This window comes from Arenimonas sp. SCN 70-307, from assembly GCF_001724815.1.
Taxonomy (GTDB): Bacteria; Pseudomonadota; Gammaproteobacteria; order Xanthomonadales; family Xanthomonadaceae; genus Arenimonas.
This window is the reverse complement of record NZ_MEDO01000028.1, coordinates 1-21,091: the sequence shown is the minus strand read 5'-3', so window position 1 is coordinate 21,091 and position 21,091 is coordinate 1. Positions and strand designations below refer to the sequence as shown.

22 protein-coding genes and 1 other RNA gene are annotated in these 21,091 nt (G+C 68.7%); 9 read left to right on the top strand and 14 right to left on the bottom strand.

Translation table 11 applies throughout. The annotated features are described in order from the left end of the window. Window positions 1-45 precede the first annotated feature (45 nt). The 4 genes from ABS41_RS13000 to dapB form a co-directional block, all read right to left on the bottom strand. Window positions 46-681: a hypothetical protein gene (locus ABS41_RS13000; RefSeq protein ID WP_290595050.1), complete on the bottom strand. Its 636-nt coding sequence runs from the start codon at window positions 679-681 to the stop codon at window positions 46-48. Window positions 682-698: 17 nt separating this feature from the next. Further along, window positions 699-2,606: a S9 family peptidase gene (locus ABS41_RS12995; RefSeq protein WP_290595049.1), complete on the bottom strand. Its 1,908-nt coding sequence runs from the start codon at window positions 2,604-2,606 to the stop codon at window positions 699-701. 26 nt (window positions 2,607-2,632) lie between these two features. Next, window positions 2,633-3,763 carry a glutamine-hydrolyzing carbamoyl-phosphate synthase small subunit gene (gene carA, locus ABS41_RS12990; RefSeq protein WP_290595048.1) on the bottom strand — a complete coding sequence of 377 codons (1,131 nt, stop codon included), beginning with the start codon at window positions 3,761-3,763 and terminating at the stop codon, window positions 2,633-2,635. Window positions 3,764-3,893: 130 nt separating this feature from the next. Continuing rightward, entirely contained in the window at window positions 3,894-4,634 is a 741-nt protein-coding gene (gene dapB / locus ABS41_RS12985; RefSeq protein ID WP_290595047.1) for a 4-hydroxy-tetrahydrodipicolinate reductase, read from the bottom strand. A gap of 86 nt (window positions 4,635-4,720) precedes the next feature. Between dapB and ABS41_RS12980 the strand changes: the two genes are divergently transcribed. From ABS41_RS12980 to ABS41_RS12970, 3 genes are read left to right on the top strand one after another with little or no spacing between them, the layout of a single operon-like run. Further along, window positions 4,721-6,571 (top strand): adenylate/guanylate cyclase domain-containing protein, encoded by a 1,851-nt coding sequence (locus ABS41_RS12980; RefSeq protein WP_290595046.1) that lies wholly within the window; start codon window positions 4,721-4,723, stop codon window positions 6,569-6,571. Beyond that, window positions 6,568-7,086, top strand: a complete 519-nt coding sequence (locus ABS41_RS12975; protein WP_290595045.1) for an SH3 domain-containing protein — start codon at window positions 6,568-6,570, stop codon at window positions 7,084-7,086. The genes ABS41_RS12980 and ABS41_RS12975 overlap by 4 nt, the downstream gene beginning before the upstream one ends. Window position 7,087: 1 nt before the next feature. After that, on the top strand, window positions 7,088-7,921 hold the full coding sequence (locus ABS41_RS12970; RefSeq protein WP_290595044.1) for a M48 family metalloprotease: 834 nt from the start codon (window positions 7,088-7,090) through the stop codon (window positions 7,919-7,921). Between the two features lie 4 nt (window positions 7,922-7,925). On the opposite strand, the gene dnaJ is transcribed toward ABS41_RS12970, so the two are convergent. The 4 genes from dnaJ to hrcA all read right to left on the bottom strand — a co-directional run bounded on the left by dnaJ (window position 7,926) and on the right by hrcA (window position 12,816). Continuing rightward, complete coding sequence (gene dnaJ / locus ABS41_RS12965; RefSeq protein WP_290595043.1) at window positions 7,926-9,053, bottom strand: molecular chaperone DnaJ; 1,128 nt, start codon at window positions 9,051-9,053, stop codon at window positions 7,926-7,928. A gap of 131 nt (window positions 9,054-9,184) precedes the next feature. Beyond that, window positions 9,185-11,107 carry a molecular chaperone DnaK gene (gene dnaK, locus ABS41_RS12960; protein ID WP_290595042.1) on the bottom strand — a complete coding sequence of 641 codons (1,923 nt, stop codon included), beginning with the start codon at window positions 11,105-11,107 and terminating at the stop codon, window positions 9,185-9,187. A 100-nt stretch (window positions 11,108-11,207) separates the two neighbouring features. Continuing rightward, window positions 11,208-11,723, bottom strand: coding sequence for a nucleotide exchange factor GrpE (grpE, locus tag ABS41_RS12955; RefSeq protein WP_290595041.1), 516 nt, complete (start codon window positions 11,721-11,723; stop codon window positions 11,208-11,210). A gap of 43 nt (window positions 11,724-11,766) precedes the next feature. Continuing rightward, complete coding sequence (gene hrcA, locus ABS41_RS12950; RefSeq protein WP_290595040.1) at window positions 11,767-12,816, bottom strand: heat-inducible transcriptional repressor HrcA; 1,050 nt, start codon at window positions 12,814-12,816, stop codon at window positions 11,767-11,769. A gap of 134 nt (window positions 12,817-12,950) precedes the next feature. On the opposite strand from hrcA, the gene recN reads away from it, so the two are divergent. Continuing rightward, window positions 12,951-14,624: a DNA repair protein RecN gene (gene recN, locus ABS41_RS12945; RefSeq protein ID WP_290595039.1), complete on the top strand. Its 1,674-nt coding sequence runs from the start codon at window positions 12,951-12,953 to the stop codon at window positions 14,622-14,624. Here recN and fur read toward each other — a convergent pair whose 3' ends face one another. After that, entirely contained in the window at window positions 14,625-15,032 is a 408-nt protein-coding gene (gene fur / locus ABS41_RS12940; RefSeq protein ID WP_290595038.1) for a ferric iron uptake transcriptional regulator, read from the bottom strand. 99 nt (window positions 15,033-15,131) lie between these two features. Between fur and bamE the strand changes: the two genes are divergently transcribed. Then, window positions 15,132-15,515 carry an outer membrane protein assembly factor BamE gene (bamE, locus tag ABS41_RS12935; RefSeq protein ID WP_290595037.1) on the top strand — a complete coding sequence of 128 codons (384 nt, stop codon included), beginning with the start codon at window positions 15,132-15,134 and terminating at the stop codon, window positions 15,513-15,515. Here bamE and ABS41_RS12930 read toward each other — a convergent pair. Together ABS41_RS12930 and ABS41_RS12925 are read right to left on the bottom strand one after the other, a co-directional pair. After that, window positions 15,512-15,790 carry an RnfH family protein gene (locus tag ABS41_RS12930; protein WP_290595055.1) on the bottom strand — a complete coding sequence of 93 codons (279 nt, stop codon included), beginning with the start codon at window positions 15,788-15,790 and terminating at the stop codon, window positions 15,512-15,514. The two genes, bamE and ABS41_RS12930, sit on opposite strands and share 4 nt — an antisense overlap. Before the next feature lie 13 nt (window positions 15,791-15,803). Beyond that, complete coding sequence (locus ABS41_RS12925) at window positions 15,804-16,229, bottom strand: type II toxin-antitoxin system RatA family toxin (RefSeq protein WP_290595036.1); 426 nt, start codon at window positions 16,227-16,229, stop codon at window positions 15,804-15,806. A 57-nt stretch (window positions 16,230-16,286) separates the two neighbouring features. On the opposite strand from ABS41_RS12925, the gene smpB reads away from it, so the two are divergent. Together smpB and ssrA are read left to right on the top strand one after the other, a co-directional pair. Next, window positions 16,287-16,796 carry an SsrA-binding protein SmpB gene (gene smpB / locus ABS41_RS12920; protein WP_290595035.1) on the top strand — a complete coding sequence of 170 codons (510 nt, stop codon included), beginning with the start codon at window positions 16,287-16,289 and terminating at the stop codon, window positions 16,794-16,796. A gap of 85 nt (window positions 16,797-16,881) precedes the next feature. Then, window positions 16,882-17,233: a transfer-messenger RNA gene (gene ssrA, locus ABS41_RS12915) on the top strand. A 138-nt stretch (window positions 17,234-17,371) separates the two neighbouring features. Here the strand turns inward: ssrA and ABS41_RS12910 are convergent. The 3 genes from ABS41_RS12910 to ABS41_RS12900 all read right to left on the bottom strand — a co-directional run bounded on the left by ABS41_RS12910 (window position 17,372) and on the right by ABS41_RS12900 (window position 19,776). After that, on the bottom strand, window positions 17,372-17,959 hold the full coding sequence (locus ABS41_RS12910) for a hypothetical protein (protein WP_290595034.1): 588 nt from the start codon (window positions 17,957-17,959) through the stop codon (window positions 17,372-17,374). A gap of 100 nt (window positions 17,960-18,059) precedes the next feature. Beyond that, on the bottom strand, window positions 18,060-18,683 hold the full coding sequence (locus ABS41_RS12905; protein WP_290595033.1) for a hypothetical protein: 624 nt from the start codon (window positions 18,681-18,683) through the stop codon (window positions 18,060-18,062). Window positions 18,684-19,542: 859 nt separating this feature from the next. After that, window positions 19,543-19,776 carry a hypothetical protein gene (locus ABS41_RS12900; RefSeq protein ID WP_290595032.1) on the bottom strand — a complete coding sequence of 78 codons (234 nt, stop codon included), beginning with the start codon at window positions 19,774-19,776 and terminating at the stop codon, window positions 19,543-19,545. Between the two features lie 384 nt (window positions 19,777-20,160). Here ABS41_RS12900 and ABS41_RS12895 point away from each other — a divergent pair, with 384 nt between their 5' ends. Both ABS41_RS12895 and ABS41_RS12890 read left to right on the top strand, forming a co-directional pair. Continuing rightward, a complete protein-coding gene (locus ABS41_RS12895; RefSeq protein WP_290595031.1) occupies window positions 20,161-20,478 on the top strand; it encodes a DUF4258 domain-containing protein in 318 nt (105 codons plus the stop codon). Window positions 20,479-20,496: 18 nt separating this feature from the next. Beyond that, window positions 20,497-20,856 carry a CopG family antitoxin gene (locus ABS41_RS12890; RefSeq protein WP_290595030.1) on the top strand — a complete coding sequence of 120 codons (360 nt, stop codon included), beginning with the start codon at window positions 20,497-20,499 and terminating at the stop codon, window positions 20,854-20,856. Window positions 20,857-21,091: the final 235 nt, after the last annotated feature.

Here is a 21,091-nt window from a genome sequence, read left to right as displayed (position 1 = left end):
GGTCTTTCTCGTTGCGGGCCGCCGGCCGGCGGCCTGGGGCGGGTCTTAGTCGAACAGCACCGACGTGGGCACGTCGCAGGCCGACATCGCGGCCAGCATCACGCGGGTGGCCATGTCGCTGCCGGCCGCCTCGCCGCTGGCCTCGTTCTCCTCGGCCGTGGCGCTGGCGTCGAAGGCGTTGCCGATGCCGGCCAGCCGGCGCAGCGGCGCGTAGTCCGGGGCGGTCATGAAGCTCATGAAGGACATCAGCTGCTCGGGGGTGGCCTGGCCCATCACTTCGGCCTCGCTGACGGCGACGCCGGTGCGCTCCTGCTCCACGCCGGCCAGCATCAGCTTGCCCATCAGGAAGGCACCGCCCTCGCTGAGCACGCGGATGTCCTGGTCGAGCAGGCCGGCGTTCTTGCTGGCGTATTCGGCCACCTCGGCGCGCTTGGTGCGGCGGTAGCCCGAGGCGCTGAGCTGGCCACGCAGGCAGCCGAGCTGGGACTTGGTCACCGCACCGGGCTTCTCCTGCATCGGCCAGTTCGGGTCTTCGTCCGCCAGGGTTTCGAAGATGCTGCCCATGGGAATGGCCTGCACGAGCAGGTCGGTCAGGCGGTCGATGCGGGCCTCGTCGGCGGACGCGACGGGCGCGAGCACCAGCAGGGCGGCGAGCAGCAGGGACTTCAGCCGCAGGGTCATGTCGCGCTCCTTGGGGTTCAGTTGGCCGACGCCGGCTTGGCGCCTTCGCCGATGTGTTTGTCGAGGAACTTCTCCATGGCCGTGTACAGATCGACCTGGTTGTCGAAGTCGTAGAAGCCGTGGCCTTCCTTGTCCTCGACGATGTCCACTTCCGGCGGGCGGCCGGCGTCGGTGAGGTTCTTCTTGAGCAGGCGGTACTGCGACATCGGTACGCGCTCATCCTTGGCGCCGTGCACCAGCATCACCGGGATGCGAATGCGGTCGACGTTTTCGGCGGGCGACTGCTTCTGCTGCTCGGCCAGGCTCTCGGGCAGCACGCGCGCGAGGTAGTTGCGGCCGGACTCGGACTGCGGGATGTCGCCGTCCTTGAACATCAGCGGCAGGCTGTAAACGCCCACGTAACCGATGGTGCACTTGTACTTTTCGGGCTCGCGAACCACCGTCTGCAGCGCCGCATAGCCGCCGTAGGAGGCGCCGTAGGTGCAGATGCGGTCCTTGTCGGCATGGCCCTGGCGGATCGCCCAATCGACGGCATCGGTCATGTCGTCGATCATCGTCGTGCCCCAGTTGCGGTAACCCTTGCGCTCGAACGCCGTTCCGTAACCGCCCGAGCCACGGAAGTTCACCTGCAGCACGGCGTAACCGCGGCTGGCCAGGAACTGCACCTCGGGGTTGAAGCCCCAGCGATCGCGCGGACCGTGCGGACCGCCGTGCGGGTTGAGGACCAGCGGCGCCGGGCCGCTGCCCTTGGCCGGCAGCGTCAGGTAGCCGTGCAGCTTGGTGCCGTCGCGCGCCGGGAAGCTGACCGGGATCATCTCGGCCATCTGCTCGGGCTTGATCCAGTCCATCGTCGCCAGCAGGAACTTGGCCTGGCCGGTCTTGCGATCGAAAAGGTAGTAGGCGCCCGGGTCGACGTCGCTGTAGCTGCGGAACAGGATGTAGCGGCCGTCGCGGCTGATGCCGCCGAAGCCCACGACGTGCCGCGGGAAGGCGTTGATCAGGCCGGCGTAGGTGAGCGACTCAGGATGGGTCTTGTTGACGAAGGTATAACCCGGGATGCCGTCGAGGTGCGCCACCGCCAGCAGCTCGCGCTCGTCGCTGCTGAACAGGTAGGCGGCCGGGTCGACGTTGGGGTTGCCCGCCACCGGGGTTTCCTCGCGCGACTCGGGGTCAACCAGCACCACGCGGGCCGGCTCGCCCTCGTCGCTCACTTCGAAGAAAACGCGCTTGTTCTCGCCGTCGAACGACAGCGGCGTGCGCACCGCACCACCCATGTCAGCGCTGTGAATCGTCACCCAGCGCTCCCCCTCGCGGCGCAGGGTGACCGACTTGAGGTCTTCCTGCTGGCCCACGGCGTAGCGCACCTTGCCCTCGTGGTCGAGCAGGAAGCTGCCGAAGCGGATCGGCGCGGTGGCGACCGTCACCACGCGGCCGTCGTAGACGTCGTAGCGAAAAAGGTAGGCCGAATCGACCGAGCGCTGCACCAGGATGGTCCGCGGGTCGTCCCAGGTCTTGTCGACGATCTGGTAGGTACCGAGGTTGGGCATGTCGGCGCGGTTCTTGCCGTCGACGTCGGAGGCATACACATCCGGCGTGCCGACCCGGAAGTCGAAGCGGCCGAGCTTCTCGCTCACGTACATCAGGAAGCGGCGGTCGTTGACCCAGCTCACGCGCTCGATGTGCTTCTTCGCGCCGAAATCCCACTTACCCACCAGCTTCATGCCGTCGACCTCGAAGGCCGCCAGCACCGTACGATCGCCCTGCGGCACCGAGACGGTGATGTACTGGCCCGTGGGCGAAAGCGACACGGACGTGAACTCCGGGTCCTTGAAGAAATCCCCCACCGGCACGGGCTTGCCCGCGGCGCCGGTGAACGGGGCCAGCGCGAGCAGCGCGGCCAGCAACACAGTCTTGAATCGGTTCATGCCTTCCCCACTCCCCTGGGTCGGATTCAGCGGTGGTCCGCCGCCATCATGGCGACGAACTGGTCGAACAGGCCGGCCACGTCGCGCGGGCCGGGGCTGGCTTCCGGGTGGCCCTGGAAGCTGAAGGCCGGCGCGTCGGTAAGCGCGATGCCCTGGTTGGAACCGTCGAACAGCGAGCGGTGCGTGACCTTCACGTTCGCCGGCAGCGTGGCCTCGTCCACGGCGAAACCGTGGTTCTGGCTGGTGATCATCACGCGCTGGGTGTCCAGGTCGATGACCGGGTGGTTGGCGCCGTGGTGGCCGAACTTCATCTTCAGCGTCTTCGCGCCGGCCGCCAGGGCCAGCAGCTGGTGGCCCAGGCAGATGCCGAACAGCGGCACGCGCGCGGCCAGGAGCTCGCGGATGGCGGCGATGGCGTAGTCGCAGGGCGCGGGGTCGCCGGGGCCGTTAGACAGGAACACGCCGTCGGGCTTCTCGGCCAGCACCTGCGCGGCCGGGGTCTGGGCCGGCACCACGGTGACGCGGCAGCCGCGTTCGGCCAGCATGCGCAGGATGTTGCGCTTGACGCCGAAGTCGTAGGCCACCACGTGGAAACGCGGCTCGGCGCGCACGAACTGGCCGGCGTCGAGGTCAAGCTGGCCCTCGGTCCAGCTGTAGCGCTCGCGGGTGCAGACTTCCTTGGCCAGGTCCATGCCCGACAGGCCCGGGAACTTGCGCGCGGCCTCGATGGCGGCGTCGCGGTCGATGCCCTCGCCCGCCCACAGGCAGCCGTTCTGGGCGCCGCGGTCGCGCAGCAGGCGGGTGAGCTTGCGGGTGTCGAGGCCGGCGATGGCGACCACGCCGCGCGCGGCCAGCCACTCCGGCAGCGCGGCCTGGCTGCGCCAGTTGCTCGGGCGGCGCGGCACGTCGCGCACGATCAGGCCAGCGGCCCAGGGCGTGGCGGCCTCGTCGTCCTCGGCCGTGCAGCCGGTATTGCCGATGTGCGGATAAGTCAGGGTGACCAGCTGGCGGGCGTAGGAGGGATCGGTGACGATCTCCTGGTAGCCGGTCATGGCGGTGTTGAACACCACTTCGCCGGTGCGCTGGCCGCTGGCGCCGACGGAAACGCCCTCGAACACGGTGCCGTCTTCGAGAGCGAGGATTGCGGGATGGGTCACGGGCGTCGCCTTGGGTTGGGGGAACCCGTTCGCCGGGTGTGCGAACACCCGCGGACGGGTTCGGACCAGTCCGTTCGGGTGGGGGTTCAGGCGAGCGGGAAGTCTAGCGAAACCGACCCCAAAAGGGAAACTAATTCGTCCCGCCTCCGAGCAGCAATTCCCCGAATCCGTACCGCCCGGGCCTCTTGCCCGCCAGGCGCAGCGCGGCTTCCAGCGCGCCGCGGGCGAAGATGTCGCGGTTGGTGGCGCGGTGCGCCAGCTCGAGCCGCTCGCCCGGCCCGGTCAGCTGGACCAGGTGCTCGCCGACGATGTCGCCGGCGCGCAGCGCGGCGTAGTGCGGCGCGCTGCCACGCCCGGCCGCCACTGCCTCGCCCAGGAACAGGGCCGTGCCCGAGGGCGCGTCCTTTTTGTGCACGTGGTGGGATTCGACGATGTCGGCGTCCCAGCCCGGCAGCGCCGCGGCGGCCTGGCGCACCAGCACGTGCAGCACGGCCACGCCGGCGCTGAAGTTGGCGGCCCACAGCACCGGGATCCGCGCCGCGGCCGCGTCCAGCGCCTCGCGCTGGGCCGGCGACAGGCCGGTGGTGCCGCTCACCAGCGCCCGGCCCCGGGCCACGCAGTCGGCCAGCACCCCGTCGAAGGCCTCGGGCAGGCTGAAGTCGATCACCAGGTCGCAGTCGGGCGCCCGGGACAGGTCCGCGACGGCCAGCACGGGCACGCCGGTGGCGTCGGCTTCCGGCAGGGGCCCACCGCTGCGCGAGACGGCCGCCACCACGCGCAGGCCGTCGCGCTCGCCGGCCAGGCGCAGGAGGGCACGGCCCATGCGGCCGCTGGCACCGTGGACGAGGATTCTCAGGGGCGTCGGGTTCATGGCGGCAACGCTAGCGGAAAGCGCCTGCCGCCGGCAAACCGCTACACTCGGGCGACGCCGACGCCACGCCCGGAGCCACGCCGCGCATGCCCTTGTCCAAGCACGTGCCCATTCGCCTGCCCCTGCTGGCCCTGGCCGTGCTCGCCCTCGCGCTGCAGCTGTCGGGCCTGCTCGAACGCACCGACAACCGCCTGGGCGACTGGCTGCTGCAGGCCCACGCGGCCTCGCGCCAGCCGCCGGACGACATCGTGGTGCTGGCCATCGACCAGCGCAGCCTCGACGAGCTCAACGACATCGCCGGCAGCTGGCCTTGGCCACGCTCGGTGCACGGCGAGCTGCTGGCCGCGCTCGAGCCGCACGCGCCGGCGGCGGTGGCCTTCGACATCATGTTCAACGAAGCCGACAGCTTCCGGCCCGACTCCGACCAGGTGTTCAAGGAGATCGTGGCCGCGCAGGACAACCTGTTCTTCGCCTCGCTCAACCTGGTCGACGGCAATGCCGGGCCGCTGGCGCTGCTGCCCGGGAGCTTCGGGGCCGTGCGGGGCGAAGGCGCCGACCCGGACGCGCGCGCCACCCTGCTGCTGCCGCACGTGCTCGACGAGGGCAGCATGCGCGGTGGCCTGATCAACTTCGAGGCCGACGCCGACGGCACCGGCCGGCACTACCGGCTGTACCGCGCCGTCGATGGCTGGCGGCTGCCCTACCTGGCCGCCACGCTGGCGCGCTTCACCGGCGCCACGCTGCCCGGGCGCGAGCGGGTGCGTCTGCACTGGTTCGGGCAGGCGCCGCCGACGATCGCGTATTCCGAACTGTTCAAGGACCTCGAGCAGCGCGAGCCGGTGCTGGCGCCCACGCTGGCCGGCAAGATCGTGCTGGTGGCGGCCACCGCGCCGGGCATGCACGAGAACCGCCCCACGCCGCTGGGCCAGCACACGCTGGGCGTGCACGTGATCGCCACGGCGCTGGCCAACCTGCGTGCCGGCGACTGGCTGCGCGACTGGCCGGCACGCTGGCCGCTGGCCGCCCTGCTGCTGGCCGGCCTGGTGCTGGCCTTCCACCGCCGCGCCAATACCGTCCATTCGGCCCTGGGCCTGGGCGCGGCCAGCGTGGCGGTGCTGGGCGGCGCCTGGCTGGGGCTGCAGGCGAACGTCTACGCGCCCGTGGGCGCGGCCCTGCTGCTGGCCTGGCTGGGCTACGGCCTGCTCACCATCGAAGCGCAATGGCTGGAGCGCCGCCAGCGCGAGGCCACGGTGGGCATCTTCGGGCGCTTCCTGGACCCGCGCGTGGTCGAGGGCCTGGTCGAGAGCGGCGAACTCGACCGCGACCGCAAGCCCGAAGCGCGCGAGATCAGCATCCTGTTCTCCGACATCCGCGGCTTCACCACCCTGTCGGAAACGCGCACGCCCGAGCAGGTGGTGGACCTGCTCAACCGCTACTTCAGCCGCCAGGTGGACGTGATCTTCCGGCACGGCGGCACCCTGGACAAATTCATCGGCGACGCGATCATGGCCTTCTGGAACGCGCCCACCGAAACCCCGGGCCACGCGGCCAAGGCCGTGGCGGCGGCGCTGGACATGACCCTGGCGCTGGACGACTTCAAGCGCGAGCTGCAGGCCAACGGCGAGGGCCTGGGCGAGTTCGACATCGGCATCGGCCTGCACAGCGGGCCGGCGGTGGTGGGCTTCCTGGGTAGCGACAGCCGCATGGAGTACACCGCCATCGGCGACACGGTGAACCTGGCCAGTCGCATCGAGGGCACCACCAAGGGCGTGGCCCGCGTGCTCGTGTCGGGCGCGACGATGGCACTATGCAGCGCCGATCCGCGTTTTGAGTTCATGTACCGCGGCGAGTTCAAGGTCAAGGGCCGGGAGATGCCGGTCGAGCTGTACGAACCCGTCCGCCGCACCCACGAAGCCACCGCAGGAGCCAAGCCATGACATCCAAGCCCATCCTCGCGCCGCTGGCGCTGGCCCTGGCGGCCGCGCTGGCCTCCGGCGCCAGCGTCGCCGAACCCGGCACCGTCATGCGCGACACCGAACTGCGCAGCGAACCGCTGGGCTCGGCCGAGGTCGTGGCCAAGCTCAAGGCCCGCAGCACGGTGGAGATCACCGCGCGCCAGGGCGCCTGGGCCGGCGTCAATGCCAGCGAGCAGGCGGGCTGGGTGCGCATCCTCAACATCCGCACGGGCAACAGCGACGGAAAGGCGCCGGGCGGCGGCAACCAGCTGGCCCAGGCCTTCCTCACCGGCTCGAGCGGCAACACCGTCAGCACGGGCGTCAAGGGCCTGTCGCCCGACATCCTGCGCGGCGCCGGTGCGGCGCCCGGCGAGGTGGCCATGCTCGACGCCCTAGCGGTCGCCCCGGACGATGCCCGCGCGCACGCCTCGGAGGGCCAGCTGCAGGCCCGCCGTGTCGACTACCCCAAGGCCGACCGCCGCGGCCGGAGGAACTGAGATGAAGACCCCTGCCCTGTTCATCGGCCTGCTGGCCGTCGCCCTTGCCGCCCCGGCCTCCGGCTTCGGCCGCCTCGGCGATGCCGAGAAGCTGCTCAACTTCGGCAAGAAGGCCGCCGAGGCCAATGCCGAGCTCAGCACCGAAGAGGAAGTGCAGCTCGGCCGCGGCATCGCCGCCCAGCTGCTCGGCGCCCGCCCGCTGGTGCGCGACGAGGCGCTGCAGCAGTACGTCAACCGCGTCGGCCTGTGGCTGGCGCTGCAGACCGAGCGCGCCGACCTGCCCTGGCGCTTCGGCGTCATCGACAGCACCGACGCCAATGCCTTCGCCCTGCCCGGCGGCACGATCCTGATCACCAAGGGCCTGTACGACCGCCTGCGCGACGAGGCCGAGCTGGCGGCGGTTCTCGCCCACGAGATCAGCCACGTGGTGCAGCAGCACCACGTCAAGGCGATCCGCAAGGAAATGGGCCGCGATTTCGCCACCGAGCTCGCCGGCGAAGCCACCGGCCGCAGCGACAACGAGCTGGTGCGACGCTTCGGCGACCGCGCCTTCCGCGTGGGCACCGAGCTGTTCGTGCGCGGCCTGGACAAGAACGACGAGCACCAGGCCGATGCCTACGGCATGGTCGTGGCCGCCCGCGGCGGCTACGACCCCTATGCGCTGGTGTCGGTGCTGCACACGCTCGACGGCGCCGCGCCCGACGACGCCGGCGTGGCGCTGATGTTCTCGACCCACCCCAACCCGGTGACGCGCATCGAGTACCTGGACAAGGTCATCGGCCACCGGCTCGAGCCCTACGCTACGGCGCAGGCGCCGGACCGCATGGTGCGCTGAAGCGTCAGGAGGTCATCCGGTCCCAGAACGCCTTCACGCCGTCGAGGAAACCCGACGAACGCGGCGAATGGCGGGCACCCTGCTCGCCCTCGAAGGTGGCCTCGAACTCCTTGAGCAGCTCGCGCTGCTTCGCGGTCAGGTTGACCGGCGTCTCCACCACCACGCGGCACAGCAGGTCGCCGGTGGCCTGGCTGCGCACCGAGCGCACGCCCTTGCCGCGCAGGCGGAAGAGCTTGCCGGTCTGGGTCTCGTGCGGCACCTTGATCAGGGCCTCGCCGTCGAGCGTGGGCACCACGATGTCGGCGCCCAGCGCCGCCTGCGAGAAGCGCACCGGCACCTCGCAGTACAGGTCGTTGCCATCGCGCTGGAAGATCGGGTGCTCGCGCACCTCGACCTCGACGTACAGGTCGCCCGGCTGCACGCCGGCCGGCCCGGCCTCGCCTTCGCCGGCCAGGCGGATGCGGTCGCCGTTGTCGACGCCCGCGGGGATCTTCACCTGCAGCACCTTGGTGTCCTGCACGCGGCCGTTGCCGTGGCAGCTGGCGCAGGGCTTCTCGATGGTCTGGCCGCGGCCACCGCAGGCCGGGCAGGCCTGCTGCACGGCGAAGATGCCGCGCTGGATGCGCACCTGGCCGCGACCGCGGCAGGTGCCGCAGGTCTCGACCTTGCCGTCTTCGGAACCGCTGCCCTTGCAGGGCTTGCAGGCGACGAGGGTGGGCACCTCGATGCGCTTTTCGACGCCGAACACGGCCTCCTCGAGGTCGAGTTCGACCAGGTAGCGCAGGTCGGCGCCGCGGCGCGGTCCGCGCTGGCGGCCGCCACCGAAGATGTCGCCGAAGATATCGCCGAAGATGTCGTTGACGTCGCCGAAGCCGGGGCCGCCGGGGTTGTTGCCGCCCATGCCGTGTTCGAAGGCGGCATGGCCGTGCTGGTCGTACATGCGGCGCTTGCCGCCGTCGGACAGCACTTCGTAGGCCTCCTTGGCCTCCTTGAAGCTGGCCTCGGCCGCCTTGTCGCCGGGATTGCGGTCGGGATGGAACTTCTGCGCGGCGCGCCGATAAGCCTTCTTCAGCTCATCCTCGGTCGCGCTGCGCGAGACGCCCAGCACCTCGTAGTAATCACGCTTGCTCATCCAAACCCCAGTCCTGCCAGTTCAACCAAAGGGCGGGCCAAGCGGCCCGCCCCCGTCGGCGTTGAGCCGCGCGCAGCGCGGCTCCAACGGCGACACATATCCGGGCCGCGCGCAGCGCGGCGGGGATATGACTACTTGTTGTCGTCCTTGACCTCGGTGAACTCCGCATCCACCACGTCGTCGGCCTTGCCCTGCGGGCCCGGCGCATCGCCACCGTCCTGCGGGCCCGCCTGGTTGCCGGCCGCCGCCGCCGCGTAAAGCGACTGCGCGGCCTGCTGCAGGGCGTTGGTCCTGGCCTCGATCTGGGCCTTGTCGTCGCCCTTCATGGCGGTTTCGAGCTCGGACAGCGCGGTCTCGATGCCGGCCAGCTGCTCGCCCGGCACCTTCGCGCCGTGCTCGGTGATGGCGGTGCGGGTGGCGTGGATCAGGCCATCGGCGGCGTTGCGCGCGGTGACGAGCTCGTGGAACTTCTTGTCCTCCTCGCGGTGCGCCTCGGCGTCCTGCACCATGCGCTGGATCTCTTCCTCGCTCAGGCCCGAACCGGCCTTGATCTCGACCTTCTGCTCCTTGCCGGTCTTCTTGTCCTTGGCCGAGACATGCAGGATGCCGTTGGCGTCGATGTCGAAGCTCACCTCCACCTGCGGCATGCCGCGCGGCGCCGGCTCGATGCCGGAGAGGTCGAACTTGGCCAGCGACTTGTTGAAGCGGGCCTGCTCGCGCTCGCCCTGCAGCACGTGCACCGTCACCGCGGACTGGTTGTCCTCGGCGGTGGAGAAGGTCTGCGAGGCCTTGGTCGGGATGGTGGTGTTCTTCTCGATGATCTTGGTCATCACGCCGCCCAGGGTCTCGATGCCCAGGCTCAGCGGGGTGACGTCGAGCAGCAGCACGTCCTTGACGGTGCCGGCCAGCACGCCGCCCTGCACCGCGGCGCCGATGGCCACCGCCTCGTCGGGGTTGACGTCCTTGCGCGGCTCCTTGCCGAAGAACTCGGCCACGGCCGCCTGCACCTTGGGCATGCGGGTCTGGCCGCCGACGAGGATGACGTCGGAGATGTCGGACGCACGCAGGCCGGCGTCGTTGAGCGCGACGCGGCAGGGCTCGATGGTCTTCTTCACCAGGTCGTCCACCAGGGCCTCGAGCTTGGCGCGGGTGAGCTTGATGTTCAGGTGCTTGGGGCCCGAGGCGTCGGCCGTCACGTACGGCAGGTTCACTTCGGTCTGCTGGTTCGACGAGAGCTCGATCTTGGCGCGCTCGGCGGCGTCCTTCAGGCGCTGCAGGGCCAGCGGGTCCTTGCGCAGGTCGATGCCCTGCTCCTTGTTGAACTCGTCGACCAGGTAATCGATGACGCGGGCGTCGAAGTCTTCGCCACCCAGGAAGGTGTCGCCGTTGGTGGCCAGCACCTCGAACTGCTTCTCGCCATCGATCTCGGCGATCTCGATGATCGAGACGTCGAAGGTGCCGCCGCCGAGGTCGTAGACCGCGATCTTGCGGTCGCCGCCCTTCTTGTCCAGGCCATAGGCCAGCGCGGCCGCGGTGGGCTCGTTGATGATGCGCTTGACCTCGAGGCCGGCGATGCGGCCTGCGTCCTTGGTGGCCTGGCGCTGGCTGTCGTTGAAGTAGGCCGGCACGGTGATCACGGCCTCGGTGACCGCCTCGCCCAGGTAGGCCTCGGCGGTCTTCTTCATCTTCTCGAGCACCTTGGCCGAGATCTCCTGCGGCGCCATCTTGCGGCCGTCGGCGGTCTGCACCCAGGCGTCGCCGTTGTCGTGCGCGAGGATGCCGTAGGGCACCAGGTCGAGGTCCTTCTTGACCTCGGCGTCGGTGAACTTGCGGCCGATCAGGCGCTTGACGGCGTAGAAGGTGTTCTTGGGGTTGGTGACGGCCTGGCGCTTGGCCGAGGCGCCGACGATGACCTCGCCGTCCTTGGTGAAGGCGACGATGGAGGGCGTGGTGCGGTCGCCCTCGGAATTCTCGATGACCTTGGCCACGCCGCCTTCCATGACGGAAACGCAGCTGTTGGTGGTGCCCAGGTCGATGCCGATGATCTTGCCCATGGTGTTGCTCCCTGATGTTCTCTTAGCTGGTTTGGCGGCGGCGGCCGCGGATGTTCCGTATGTGGGGCCCGCCGCGGGGTGTTCAAGGGGCGTGAAGCCCTCAGCCGGCGGCGACCACCACGAGGGCCGGGCGCAGCAGGCGGTCGTTGAGGGCGTAGCCCTTCTGGAAGACCTGCAGCACGGTGCCCGGGGCCGAACCGGCCGCATCGAGCTGGCTGATGGCCTGGTGCCACTCGGGGTCGAAGGCCTGGCCTTCCGGGTTGAGCTGGGCCAGGCCGTTGTCCTCGCCCACCTTCAGCAGCTGGCGCAGGGTCAGCTCGAGGCCGTCCTTGAGCGGGCCCGTGGCATCGCCGGCGGCCTTGAGGCCGGCCTCGAGGCTGTCGAGCACCGGCAGCAGCTGCGAGAGCAGCTTCTCGTTGGCGAAGCGGCGGGCCTGCTCGACGTCGCGGGCCAGGCGCTTGCGCTGGTTGTCGAGTTCGGCGCGCTCGCGCAAGGCCTCTTCGCGGACCTCGGACAGCGCGGAGCGCAGCTGCTCGAGCTCATGGGCCAGCAGGTCGGAGTCGAGGTCGGGCACGTCGGGCGCCTGGGCGCCCGGGGTCGGGTTTTCGCTGTGCATGGTCTTCCGTTGGCTGCCCCGCGTCCGGCGGGGGTCGTGCAGGCTATGGGGCCGGCGGCTCGGGATTCAAGGCCGCGCCCAGCAGGTCGGCCGTGGCCTGCACCATCGGGATGACCCGCTCGTAGGCCATGCGGGTGGGGCCGATGACGCCCAGCACGCCCATCACGCGGCCCTGGGAATGGTAGGGCGCGGTCACCACTGTGCAGGCGTCGAGCGGCGCCAGGCCGGTTTCCTCGCCGATGAACACGCGCACGCCCTGGGCCTTGAGGGTGCCCTCGAGCAGCTGCAGGATCTCGCGCTTGCGGGAAAAGGCCTCGAAGAGTTCGCGAAGGCGATCGAGGTCGGACAGGTCCTGCACCCCCATCAGCCGGGTCTGGCCGGCCAGCAGCATGTCCTCGGGGCCGGGCGCGCCGCCGCCCAGGGCCTGCTCGGACAGCTCGACCGCGGCCGTGAGCAGGCGCTCCATCTCGCTGCGGGTGTCGCGCAGCTCGTGCAGCAGGCGCGCGCGGATCTCGGCCAGCGGGCGGCCGGCGAAGTGCGCGTTGAGGTAGTTGGCGGCCTGCTCGAGCTCGCTGGTGGTGTAGGCCCGGCGCGGGCTGATGATGCGGTTCTGCACCTCGTTGTCGGTGAAGACCAGGATCACCAGGATGCGCTGGCCGTCGAGCGGCACGAAGTCGATGTGGCGGAAGGCGAACTGGCTGCGCTGCGGCACCGTGACCACGCCCACGAACTGGCTCATGGCCGACAGGAGCTCGCTGGTGTTCGACAGCAGGGCCTGGGTGCCGGCGCCGGCCGGCAGCTGCTCGCGCAGCTGGCGCACCTCGGCCTCCTGCAGCGGCTTCATCTGCAGCAGGCTGTCGACGAAGACGCGGTAGCCCTGCGAGGTGGGGATGCGCCCGGCCGAGGTGTGCGGGGCCGAGACCAGGCCGATCTCCTCGAGGTCGGCCATGATGTTGCGGATCGTCGCCGGGCTCACGTCCAGGCCCGATCGCTTGGCCAGAGTGCGCGAGCCCACGGGCTCGCCGTCCCGGATGTGCTGGGCGATCAGGGTGCGCAGCAGGCGGCGGGCGCGCGGGTCCAGGTTCAGATCCATCCGTCATAGATAAGGCCGGCGTGGGCCCGGCGCAAGCCGGGGCGAATGCCTACCCCGCGCCTGGCGTCCGGCGTCTTGATCCGTGAGACGGGGGCAGCGGAAGGTGCGGGCTTTGAGGCAAAATCGCCGCCACCATGCTCAGCCACCTCACGCTCCAGGATTTCGCCGTCGTCAGCCGCGCCGAACTGGCCTTCGGACCGGGCATGACGGTGGTGTCGGGCGAAACCGGCGCCGGCAAGTCGCTGCTGGTCGACGCCCTGATGTGGCTCACCGGCGCCCGCGCCGACGCCGGCATCGTGCGCCACGGCGCCGAGCGGGCCGAGCTGGCGGCCGAGTTCGGCCTGGCGGACGCCCCGGCCGCGCGCGAGTGGCTGCGCGAGAACGAGCTCGACGAGGGCGAGGCCTGCCAATTGCGCCGGGTCATCCGCGCCGACGGTGGTTCGCGCGCCTGGATCAATGGCCGGCCGGCCACGTTGGGCCAGCTGTCCGCCCTGGGTGGGCTGCTGGTGGAAATCCACGGCCAGCACGAACACCAGGCCCTGCTCGACCGTGGCCAGCAGCTGGCCCTGCTCGATGCCTTCGGCCGCCACGAACCCCTGCTGGCCGCCGTGCGCGAGGCCGCCCGCCGCTGGGCCGGGCTGGACCGCGAGCTGGCCGAACTGGTGCGCGCCGGCGACGTCGGTGAGCGCCTGGCCTGGCTCGAACACCAGGTCGGCGAGCTGGCCGACGAAGACCTGCGCCCCGAGGCGTTGGAGGAACTGGCCCTGGCCCACCGCCGCCAGGCCAACGCCGCCGGCCTGATCCAGGGCTGCCAGGCCGCCCTCGCCCGCCTCGCTGGCGACGAAGGTTTGTCGCTGCAGCGCCTGCTGCACCAGACCCAGGGCGAACTGGCCCGGCTGGCCGGCGACGAACCCCGCCTGGCCGAGGTGCTGGCCCTGCTCGATTCGGCCGGCATCCAGCTGGCCGAGGCCGCTGCCGGGCTCGAGCGCCTGCACGACGAACTCGACCTCGACCCGGCCCGCCTGCAGGCCCTGGAAGACCGCCTGGCCCGCCTGCACGACCTCGCCCGCAAGCACCGCGTGCCGCTGGAAGACCTGGCGGCCCGGCGCGATGCGCTGCAGGAAGAACTCGACAGCCTGGCCGGTGCCGGCGAACGTTCCGCCCGCCTGGGCCGCGAGCTCGAGGCGGCCGCCCGCGAGTGGCAGGCCGCAGCGGCGCAGCTGGGCCAGTCACGCGCCCGCGCGGCCGCTGCATTGGGCGAGGCGGTGGCCTCGCTGATGGCCGAGCTGGGCATGGGCGGCGGCGTATTCACGGTGGCGCTCGAGCCGCTCGACACCACCCGGCCCACGCCCTCGGGCGCCGAGCGCTGCGAGTTCCTGGTTTCGGCCAACCCCGGGCAGCCACCGCGGGCGCTGCGCAAGGTGGCCTCGGGCGGCGAGCTGGCGCGCATCAGCCTGGCCATCGAGGTGGCGGCGCTGGGCCTGGACGCGGTGCCCACGATGGTCTTCGACGAGGTCGACACCGGCATCGGCGGCGCCGTGGCCGAGGTGGTGGGCCAGAAGCTGCGGGCACTGGGCGCCGAGCGCCAGGTGCTGTGCGTCACCCACCTGCCCCAGGTGGCCGCCCAGGGCCACCACCACTACCGGGTCAGCAAGGCCGTCGAAGCCGACGCCACCCACAGCCAGGTGCAGCCGCTGGACGAAAAGGCCCGCGTGGAAGAACTCGCCCGCATGCTCGGCGGCGTGGAAATCACCAAGGAAGTGCGTGCCAACGCCCGCCAGATGCTCTCCCGCGCGCAGGGAAGCTGACTATTTCTTCTTCTTGGCGCGGACGTAAAGCACGAGCGAGTGCTCTTCGATTTCGTAGCCGTGCTTGGCGGCGATCTCGTGCTGGAGGCGCTCGATCTCGGGGCTGGTGAACTCGATCACCTTGCCGGTGTCCACGTCGACCATGTGGTCGTGGTGCTGGCCGCGGTCGAGCTCGTACACCGCCTGCCCGCCCTCGAAGTTGTGCTTGAGCACCAGGCCCGCGGCCTCGAACTGGGTCAGCACGCGGTAGACCGTGGCCAGGCCGATGTCGTCGCCGTTGTCGAGCAGGTTGCGGTAGATGTCCTCGGCCGTCAGGTGCTTCGGGCTGGCCGTTTGAAGCACGTCGAGGATGCGCATGCGCGGATGGGTGACCTTGAGGCCGGCCTTGCGCAGGTCCTGGGATTCCATGGCGTCTCCTGAATGCCTTCCGTCGTGCCGCCCGTGGGGGCTGGCGGTTGCGTTCGGTAGTGTATCATCGGGATTCATCGCACCCGGACCAACCCCGCAATGCGCAAGGCCTTCACGCTCCTGCTCGCCACCTTCCTCGTCGCTGGCTGCGGCATCGTCTACCGCCAGCCCGTATTCCAGGGCAACCTGCTTGAGACGCGCAACGTCGAGCAGCTGCAGGTGGGCATGGATCGCGGCCAGGTGTTCAGCCTGCTCGGCTCGCCCTCGGTCGCCGATCCCTTCCACCAGTCGCGCTGGGACTACGTGGCCACCGCGCGTCGCCGCACCGGCGACACCGAGGTCAAGACCCTCACGCTGTGGTTCGAGAACGACCGCCTCGCGCGCTGGGAAGGCGAGTACTTCCCCGAGGCCGACAGCGAACTCGCCGCCGAGATGCGCCGCTTCGGCAACCTCGCCCGCGACAAGAGCAAGCCGCGCCGCTAAGCCCGGCCGGCTGCCCCGGCCCGGCGTCGCCGGGCCTGCTTCGGATCCACCGTCAGCGGCCTGAGCACCTCGACGCGATCGCCGTCGTGCAGCGCCGTGGCCAGCGTGGCCGCCTGCCCGAACACCGCCAGCCCCTCCGGATCGACCTCGATGCCCGGCACCCGTGATGGCAGGTCGGCCGCCGCCAGCGCGTCGGCCACCGTGGCGCCCGCCGGCAACTGCAGCGGCACCCGCCAGGAGCGATCCGGCAAGGCATAGACGACTTCGATCCGCAGGGCCGCGTCCATCTCAGGCCCGGTCGGCTTCGCGGCAAAAATCGTCCACCATCCGGTCGGCCAGGCCCTGGAAGCCCAGCGCCAGCGCCGAGCCCAGCACCTTGCCGGCGACCTCGAAATCCAGGTCCAGGCTGACCTTGCAGGCGTCCTCGGCCAGGCTGTGGAAGACCCACTGCCCGCTGAGCTTGCGGAACGGGCCCTCGGCCAGCTGCAGCCGGATGCGGGTCGGCGCCTCGAGCTCGTTGCGGGTGGTGAAGCTGGTGCGCAGCCCGGCCATGCGCAGGTCCAGGCGCGCCAGCATGTGGGTGTCGGACACCTCCAGCACCTGCGAGGCCTCGCACCAGGGGAAACGCGCCGGGTAGCCGGCGACGTCGTTGACCAGGTCGTACATGCGCCGCGCCGAATGGCGCACCAGGGCGTGCCGGTGGATGCTCGTCATGGGCTCCTTGCCCGCCCCTCCCCCGTCCGGCCCGCGATGGGCGACAATGGCAGGGACATGTCGAAGAAAAACAAATCCAAGGATAGCGCGGGCGGCTCCGGCGAGGGCAACAAGACCATCGCCCTGAACCGCTCGGCCCGCCACGAATACCACCTCGAGTCGCGCTACGAGGCGGGCATCGCCCTGCAGGGCTGGGAGCTCAAGTCCATCCGCGCCGGCCGCATGAACATGGGCGACGCCTACGCGGTGGTGAAGCGGGGCGAGATCTTCCTGTTCGGCGCCCAGATCACCCCGCTCAGCCAGGCCTCCACCCACGTGGTGGCCGACGACCGCCGCACCCGCAAGCTGCTGCTGCACCGGCACGAGATCGACAAGCTGGTGGGCAAGGTCGAGCGCGACGGCTACACGCTCATCCCCACGGCGGCCTACTGGAAGGGCAACAAGGTCAAGCTCGAGCTGGCCCTGGCCAAGGGCAAGCAGGCCCACGACAAGCGCCAGGCCAGCAAGGACCGCGACTGGGAGCGCGACAAGCAGCGCGTCATGCGCCGCCACAACAAGAACGCCTGAACCCTGCCCCTGCACGGGCCTTGTGGGGGCGCCGGCCGGGCCCCATACTGGAAGGGTCGGTTGTACGAACGATTTCCGCGTTTCCGGGGGTGTCCTGGCTTCGACGGGGGTTGCGAAGTCGACTGGCGCATGCCGAGGGGGCAGCTTTCCTCGTTAATCCAGCCGCAAACTTTAGTTGCCAACGACGACAACTACGCTCTCGCCGCTTAAGGCGTAAGCCCCGAACCCACTTGTGCCCGTGCTCGTGGATGTAGGGTCATTATCACGGAACAGCTTCCGGCGGCGACCCGCCAACCGGAAGTGAACTTAGCGGGTGTGGACGACGGTGTGCCTCGCACGTTGTGTTGCCGTCGTACGAGAACCAACAACGAGCTAAGCATGTAGTGCCGGAGATGGAGTGCTCTCGGACGGGGGTTCAACTCCCCCCACCTCCACCATTTGAAGGTTTCACCCGGGCCCAGCCCGACACCTAACCCCGCGAATCTGCGGGGTTTTTTGTTGTTTAGGGGGCCGGAGAGTGCAACCCGGCCACTGCAATCCTGAGAAAGGCGAGGGTCGTTGCCGACGGACTTAAATCAGACACCGCGAATGATGGACAAGGCGAGCCTATATCGATCCCACATCCCTTTTGGGGAGACGGGGTGCAGCTTCGCGACCCTCTCGATCACCTCGCCACCGGTTACCTCAGCAGCCTCCATCAGCTGACCGATCGCACCATATAGCTCCGCAGCCCCGTCGGGATCTGAGCTTCTCAGAAACCCTCTTTCGTCATCTATGGGGTAACTCGCAAGCCGCTTCAGATCCGCAAGAATTGCTGCCTCCAACATCAGAATGCGCGCGAGCAACACGGCGAGCTCAGCATCAATCGAACTACACTCCTCAAGCGCTCTTCTCGTCACCAGCAAGTAGGCATCCGCGTTGTGAACCGAGTACTGCTGCACCTCCCCCGCTCGCGCCAGATCCTCAAACTGTTGAAGGCCGGTTCGCCAATGTCTGGCGGCTAGAAGCTCAAGCGCTGCCTTAATCTCACTCGATGCCGCGACAGCATACTTTCTGGCAATCCGGGACTCCCTGCTTCTCTCTACCTGGCCCGCAGCAAGCCATGACCCGAATCCGCCAAGGACCGCGCCGAGCAGAGCAGCCACTCCGCTGTCGATTTCCATGCGTAGCCCCTAGTCGATCTGCCTACAAGAACTCGCGCTAGCCCCGGTCTACCAAAGAGCGATGCGCAGCGGTGAACTGAGGTCCTGATCGCGCGGTCCCTCAGCTCTTTGGCTTGAACTTTGACTCTTCGAATCCACTCACATCAAAAATGAAAGTTGGCGCGCCCGCCTGATAGATCTCGGCTTGAATTCGAACCTCCTTTGCACCCCGAATAGAGCGATAGAGCTCTCGCTCATTGCCGAGGAACAGCGTCTCATTGCTGTGGTCGCTCGGCGGCATTGCCCGCCATCGACGAGGCGGCGCTTCATCGATCCGGACCTGAACGCTACAGCCGTCATAAGACGAGCAGAGCAGCTGCCCTCGTTGGATGCTGAACATCACGTCGAAGCCGTACTGTGGGCTTTCGCGAATGGTCAGCTGCGCGCGCTGCGGGCCCTGATACGGAAACTTGAGCTCGATCTGATTCTCCGATTGAAGCCAAGCCGTGTACCCCTGCTTGCCAGTCAGCTCGTCCTTACTGGAGGCATACGTCCACTTTCGAGCGGACGCTTCCTGCGCCTGGATCTCTGCAAAGGCGTCAACCTTGGCCTGGATGGCTGGAATGACCCTCGCGGCCTTGGAGGCTTGCTCGGTTCCCGGGAATGCAGAAGCGATTCGCTTGGCCTCCGCGAGCAACGAGGCATGTACCGCGGCTGGCTGTGCGTCAGGCTGCCAGCGACGCAAGAAAGCCTCCCACGCCTGCTCCGCAGTCTGCGGTGGCGCGGCCGGCGCTCGAGCCGCCGGCGCTGAGGGCGGAGGCCGGCGGGCCTCCCTCATAGTGGAGAGAACGCTTCCAACCACAACCAGGCCGAGGAAAATGAGCACCACAATCGCACAACCGGAGGTCTTCTTCGGCTGGACTTTCGGCGGGGGTGATTGGCCGGCGGCGCGAGGAAATGGTGGGGCTCCACAGCGTGGGCAGGCGGCGGCCTGGTCACTCACCTGATTCCCACACTCTCTGCACGCAATTAGCGCCATCCCAACCTCCTCTACCTTCCGCGTCTCGAAGACGCCGTCCGAAAGCTCGTGCAAGCCCTTTTCCTGCTCTCGGACTCTGCTCAATTCTCAGTCCAACGCGAGCAGTCTGCCTTTGAGGACAAACGGGCGGATGGATGGGTCCCTAGGCGACTCAAGGGCTGAGGCGTACCGGCCCTCTCGACGGCCTTACTAACCTCTCCCGCGAGATGCGCCACAGCGTGAGCTACGCCGTCGCCGAAAGCAGCCAAGCGATGGGCGACCGGTGCTCCGCGACACTATGGGGCGAGGCCCGGACATGGGCCAAGCCGGCCATTCCAGCGGCAACGCCAACTCCAAGCTCGCCGGCAACATGGAGGACGCCCCCGCGGAGCGCATGCAGCTGGCCGGGCTCTGATTCCACGCCGCCCACCTGTGGCGCGAGCGCGCCCGGAACGGGGAGCCTGAGTCGGTTCCAGCGTTGGTTGCTGCAGCGCTCATCAGCAAGCGCGAGGAGAAACAAGGGGCTGGCTGGTCCCCGGCCGCGGAACTGGGGTGCGCCCCGCCTGTCGGGCGGGGCCAGCGCGACCTATCGGCCGAGCAGACCCCGACCATTGTGCACATGAGCCCCGATCTTCGCGATCAGCTCCTCCCGGCTTTCGGCTTCAAACGTCGGCGAGGCGAGAAGGCCTGGCCGGGCACCGTGTCGATATGCCCAACCTGATCCGTCCCGGTGCTCATGTGCAGTCCCGATCCGGCGACCATCGAGGGTCACGGGCTGGGTTCCACCCAGCAGCGACGCACCGATCTCAACCTTGGCCATGCTGATCCTCCTCTGTTGCCCTGGACTCTATCAGCCGGCAGCTCCAGAACAAGGCTAGACACGCCTACGCCTGGGCCTCCTAGGCGGCACCGTCACCACCACCGGCGGCGCCGGGATGCAGGACGGCGGCGGCATCGGCAACCTAGACAGAGCGAACCCGTGCAGTTCCGAGGCTCGATGGGTTTAGGCGTTTCGGGCGTCGCGCGACCGCTGCGCTATCGCGGCTGAGGAGGAGATCCGGCACGCGAATAATCACGAAGGTGTCTCTCGCGCCAGCGAGACGCGCCGTCTATCGGCATATCAGCCTGTTCATCTAGTTCACCCCTTCCATTCGCCCGAATGGTGTATATACACTCCACAGCCCGCCGTAACGGACCTGGGATCGTGTCAAAGGAATTCAAGATCAGCGCCAAGGTCCTGGAGAAGCTTCGAGAGAAGCACGGGGTGAGCCGCGAAGAGGTGCATGAAGCCTTCTTGAACAGAACTGGCCCCATGTTCTCGGACGACCGTGAAGACCACCGAACTGATCCGCCAACGATGTGGTTCTGCTCGGTAACTGACCGGAACCGGATCCTAAAAGTGCTTTACGTGGAGCGTGAGGACTTTTTCTACATCAAGTCCGCGTATTGCCCGACAGATGGCTCTGATGATCTTTACGTCAAGCTCTGCGCTCGTGAGGGCGTGACCATTTCCCTACCCTGAAGCAATGGAGTTCCCAGAATGAACAAGACGCCGAACATCGAACACGAGGCTGATTGCCCGTGGGAAACCGGCGATCTGGGCAACAGCGAAGAACATGCGGTTGCTCGTGGCGCCGAACATGAAAAAGCGCTCGACGAATCGTTGGCGATGCAGCTGATCTCGATCCGCCTACCGAAAGCCCTGATCGAGGAGCTGAAGTTCATCGCCAACAAGGAGGGGCTGGGCTACCAGCCGCTTATGCGCCGTGTCCTGCAGCGGTTTACTGAGTGGGAGTTTAAGAACATGGCCCGTGAGATCCTGGTCCGTGAAAAGCCGCTCGCCTCGTCCAACACTCCGGTTGCGGCGGAGCGAGAGGAGAAAAAAGCTGCGTCGTGCTGACTGATGCTTAGGGGGTAGATTCGGGGGTATCGCCCCGGCCCCCGTCGCGCAAAACGGCGCAGATTGGGCCCATGGAACAGGTTTTCAGTGGCCCCCACCTCCACCAAACCAAGGCCCTGGTCGTCCGCGACCGGGGCTTTTTTTTGGCTCTTCACCCAAGTCCGGGGAAGGCCGCCCGGATCTTCAAGAAGAAGTAGGCGTCATCGCGGTAGCCGTAGGCCACCCGTTTGATGAC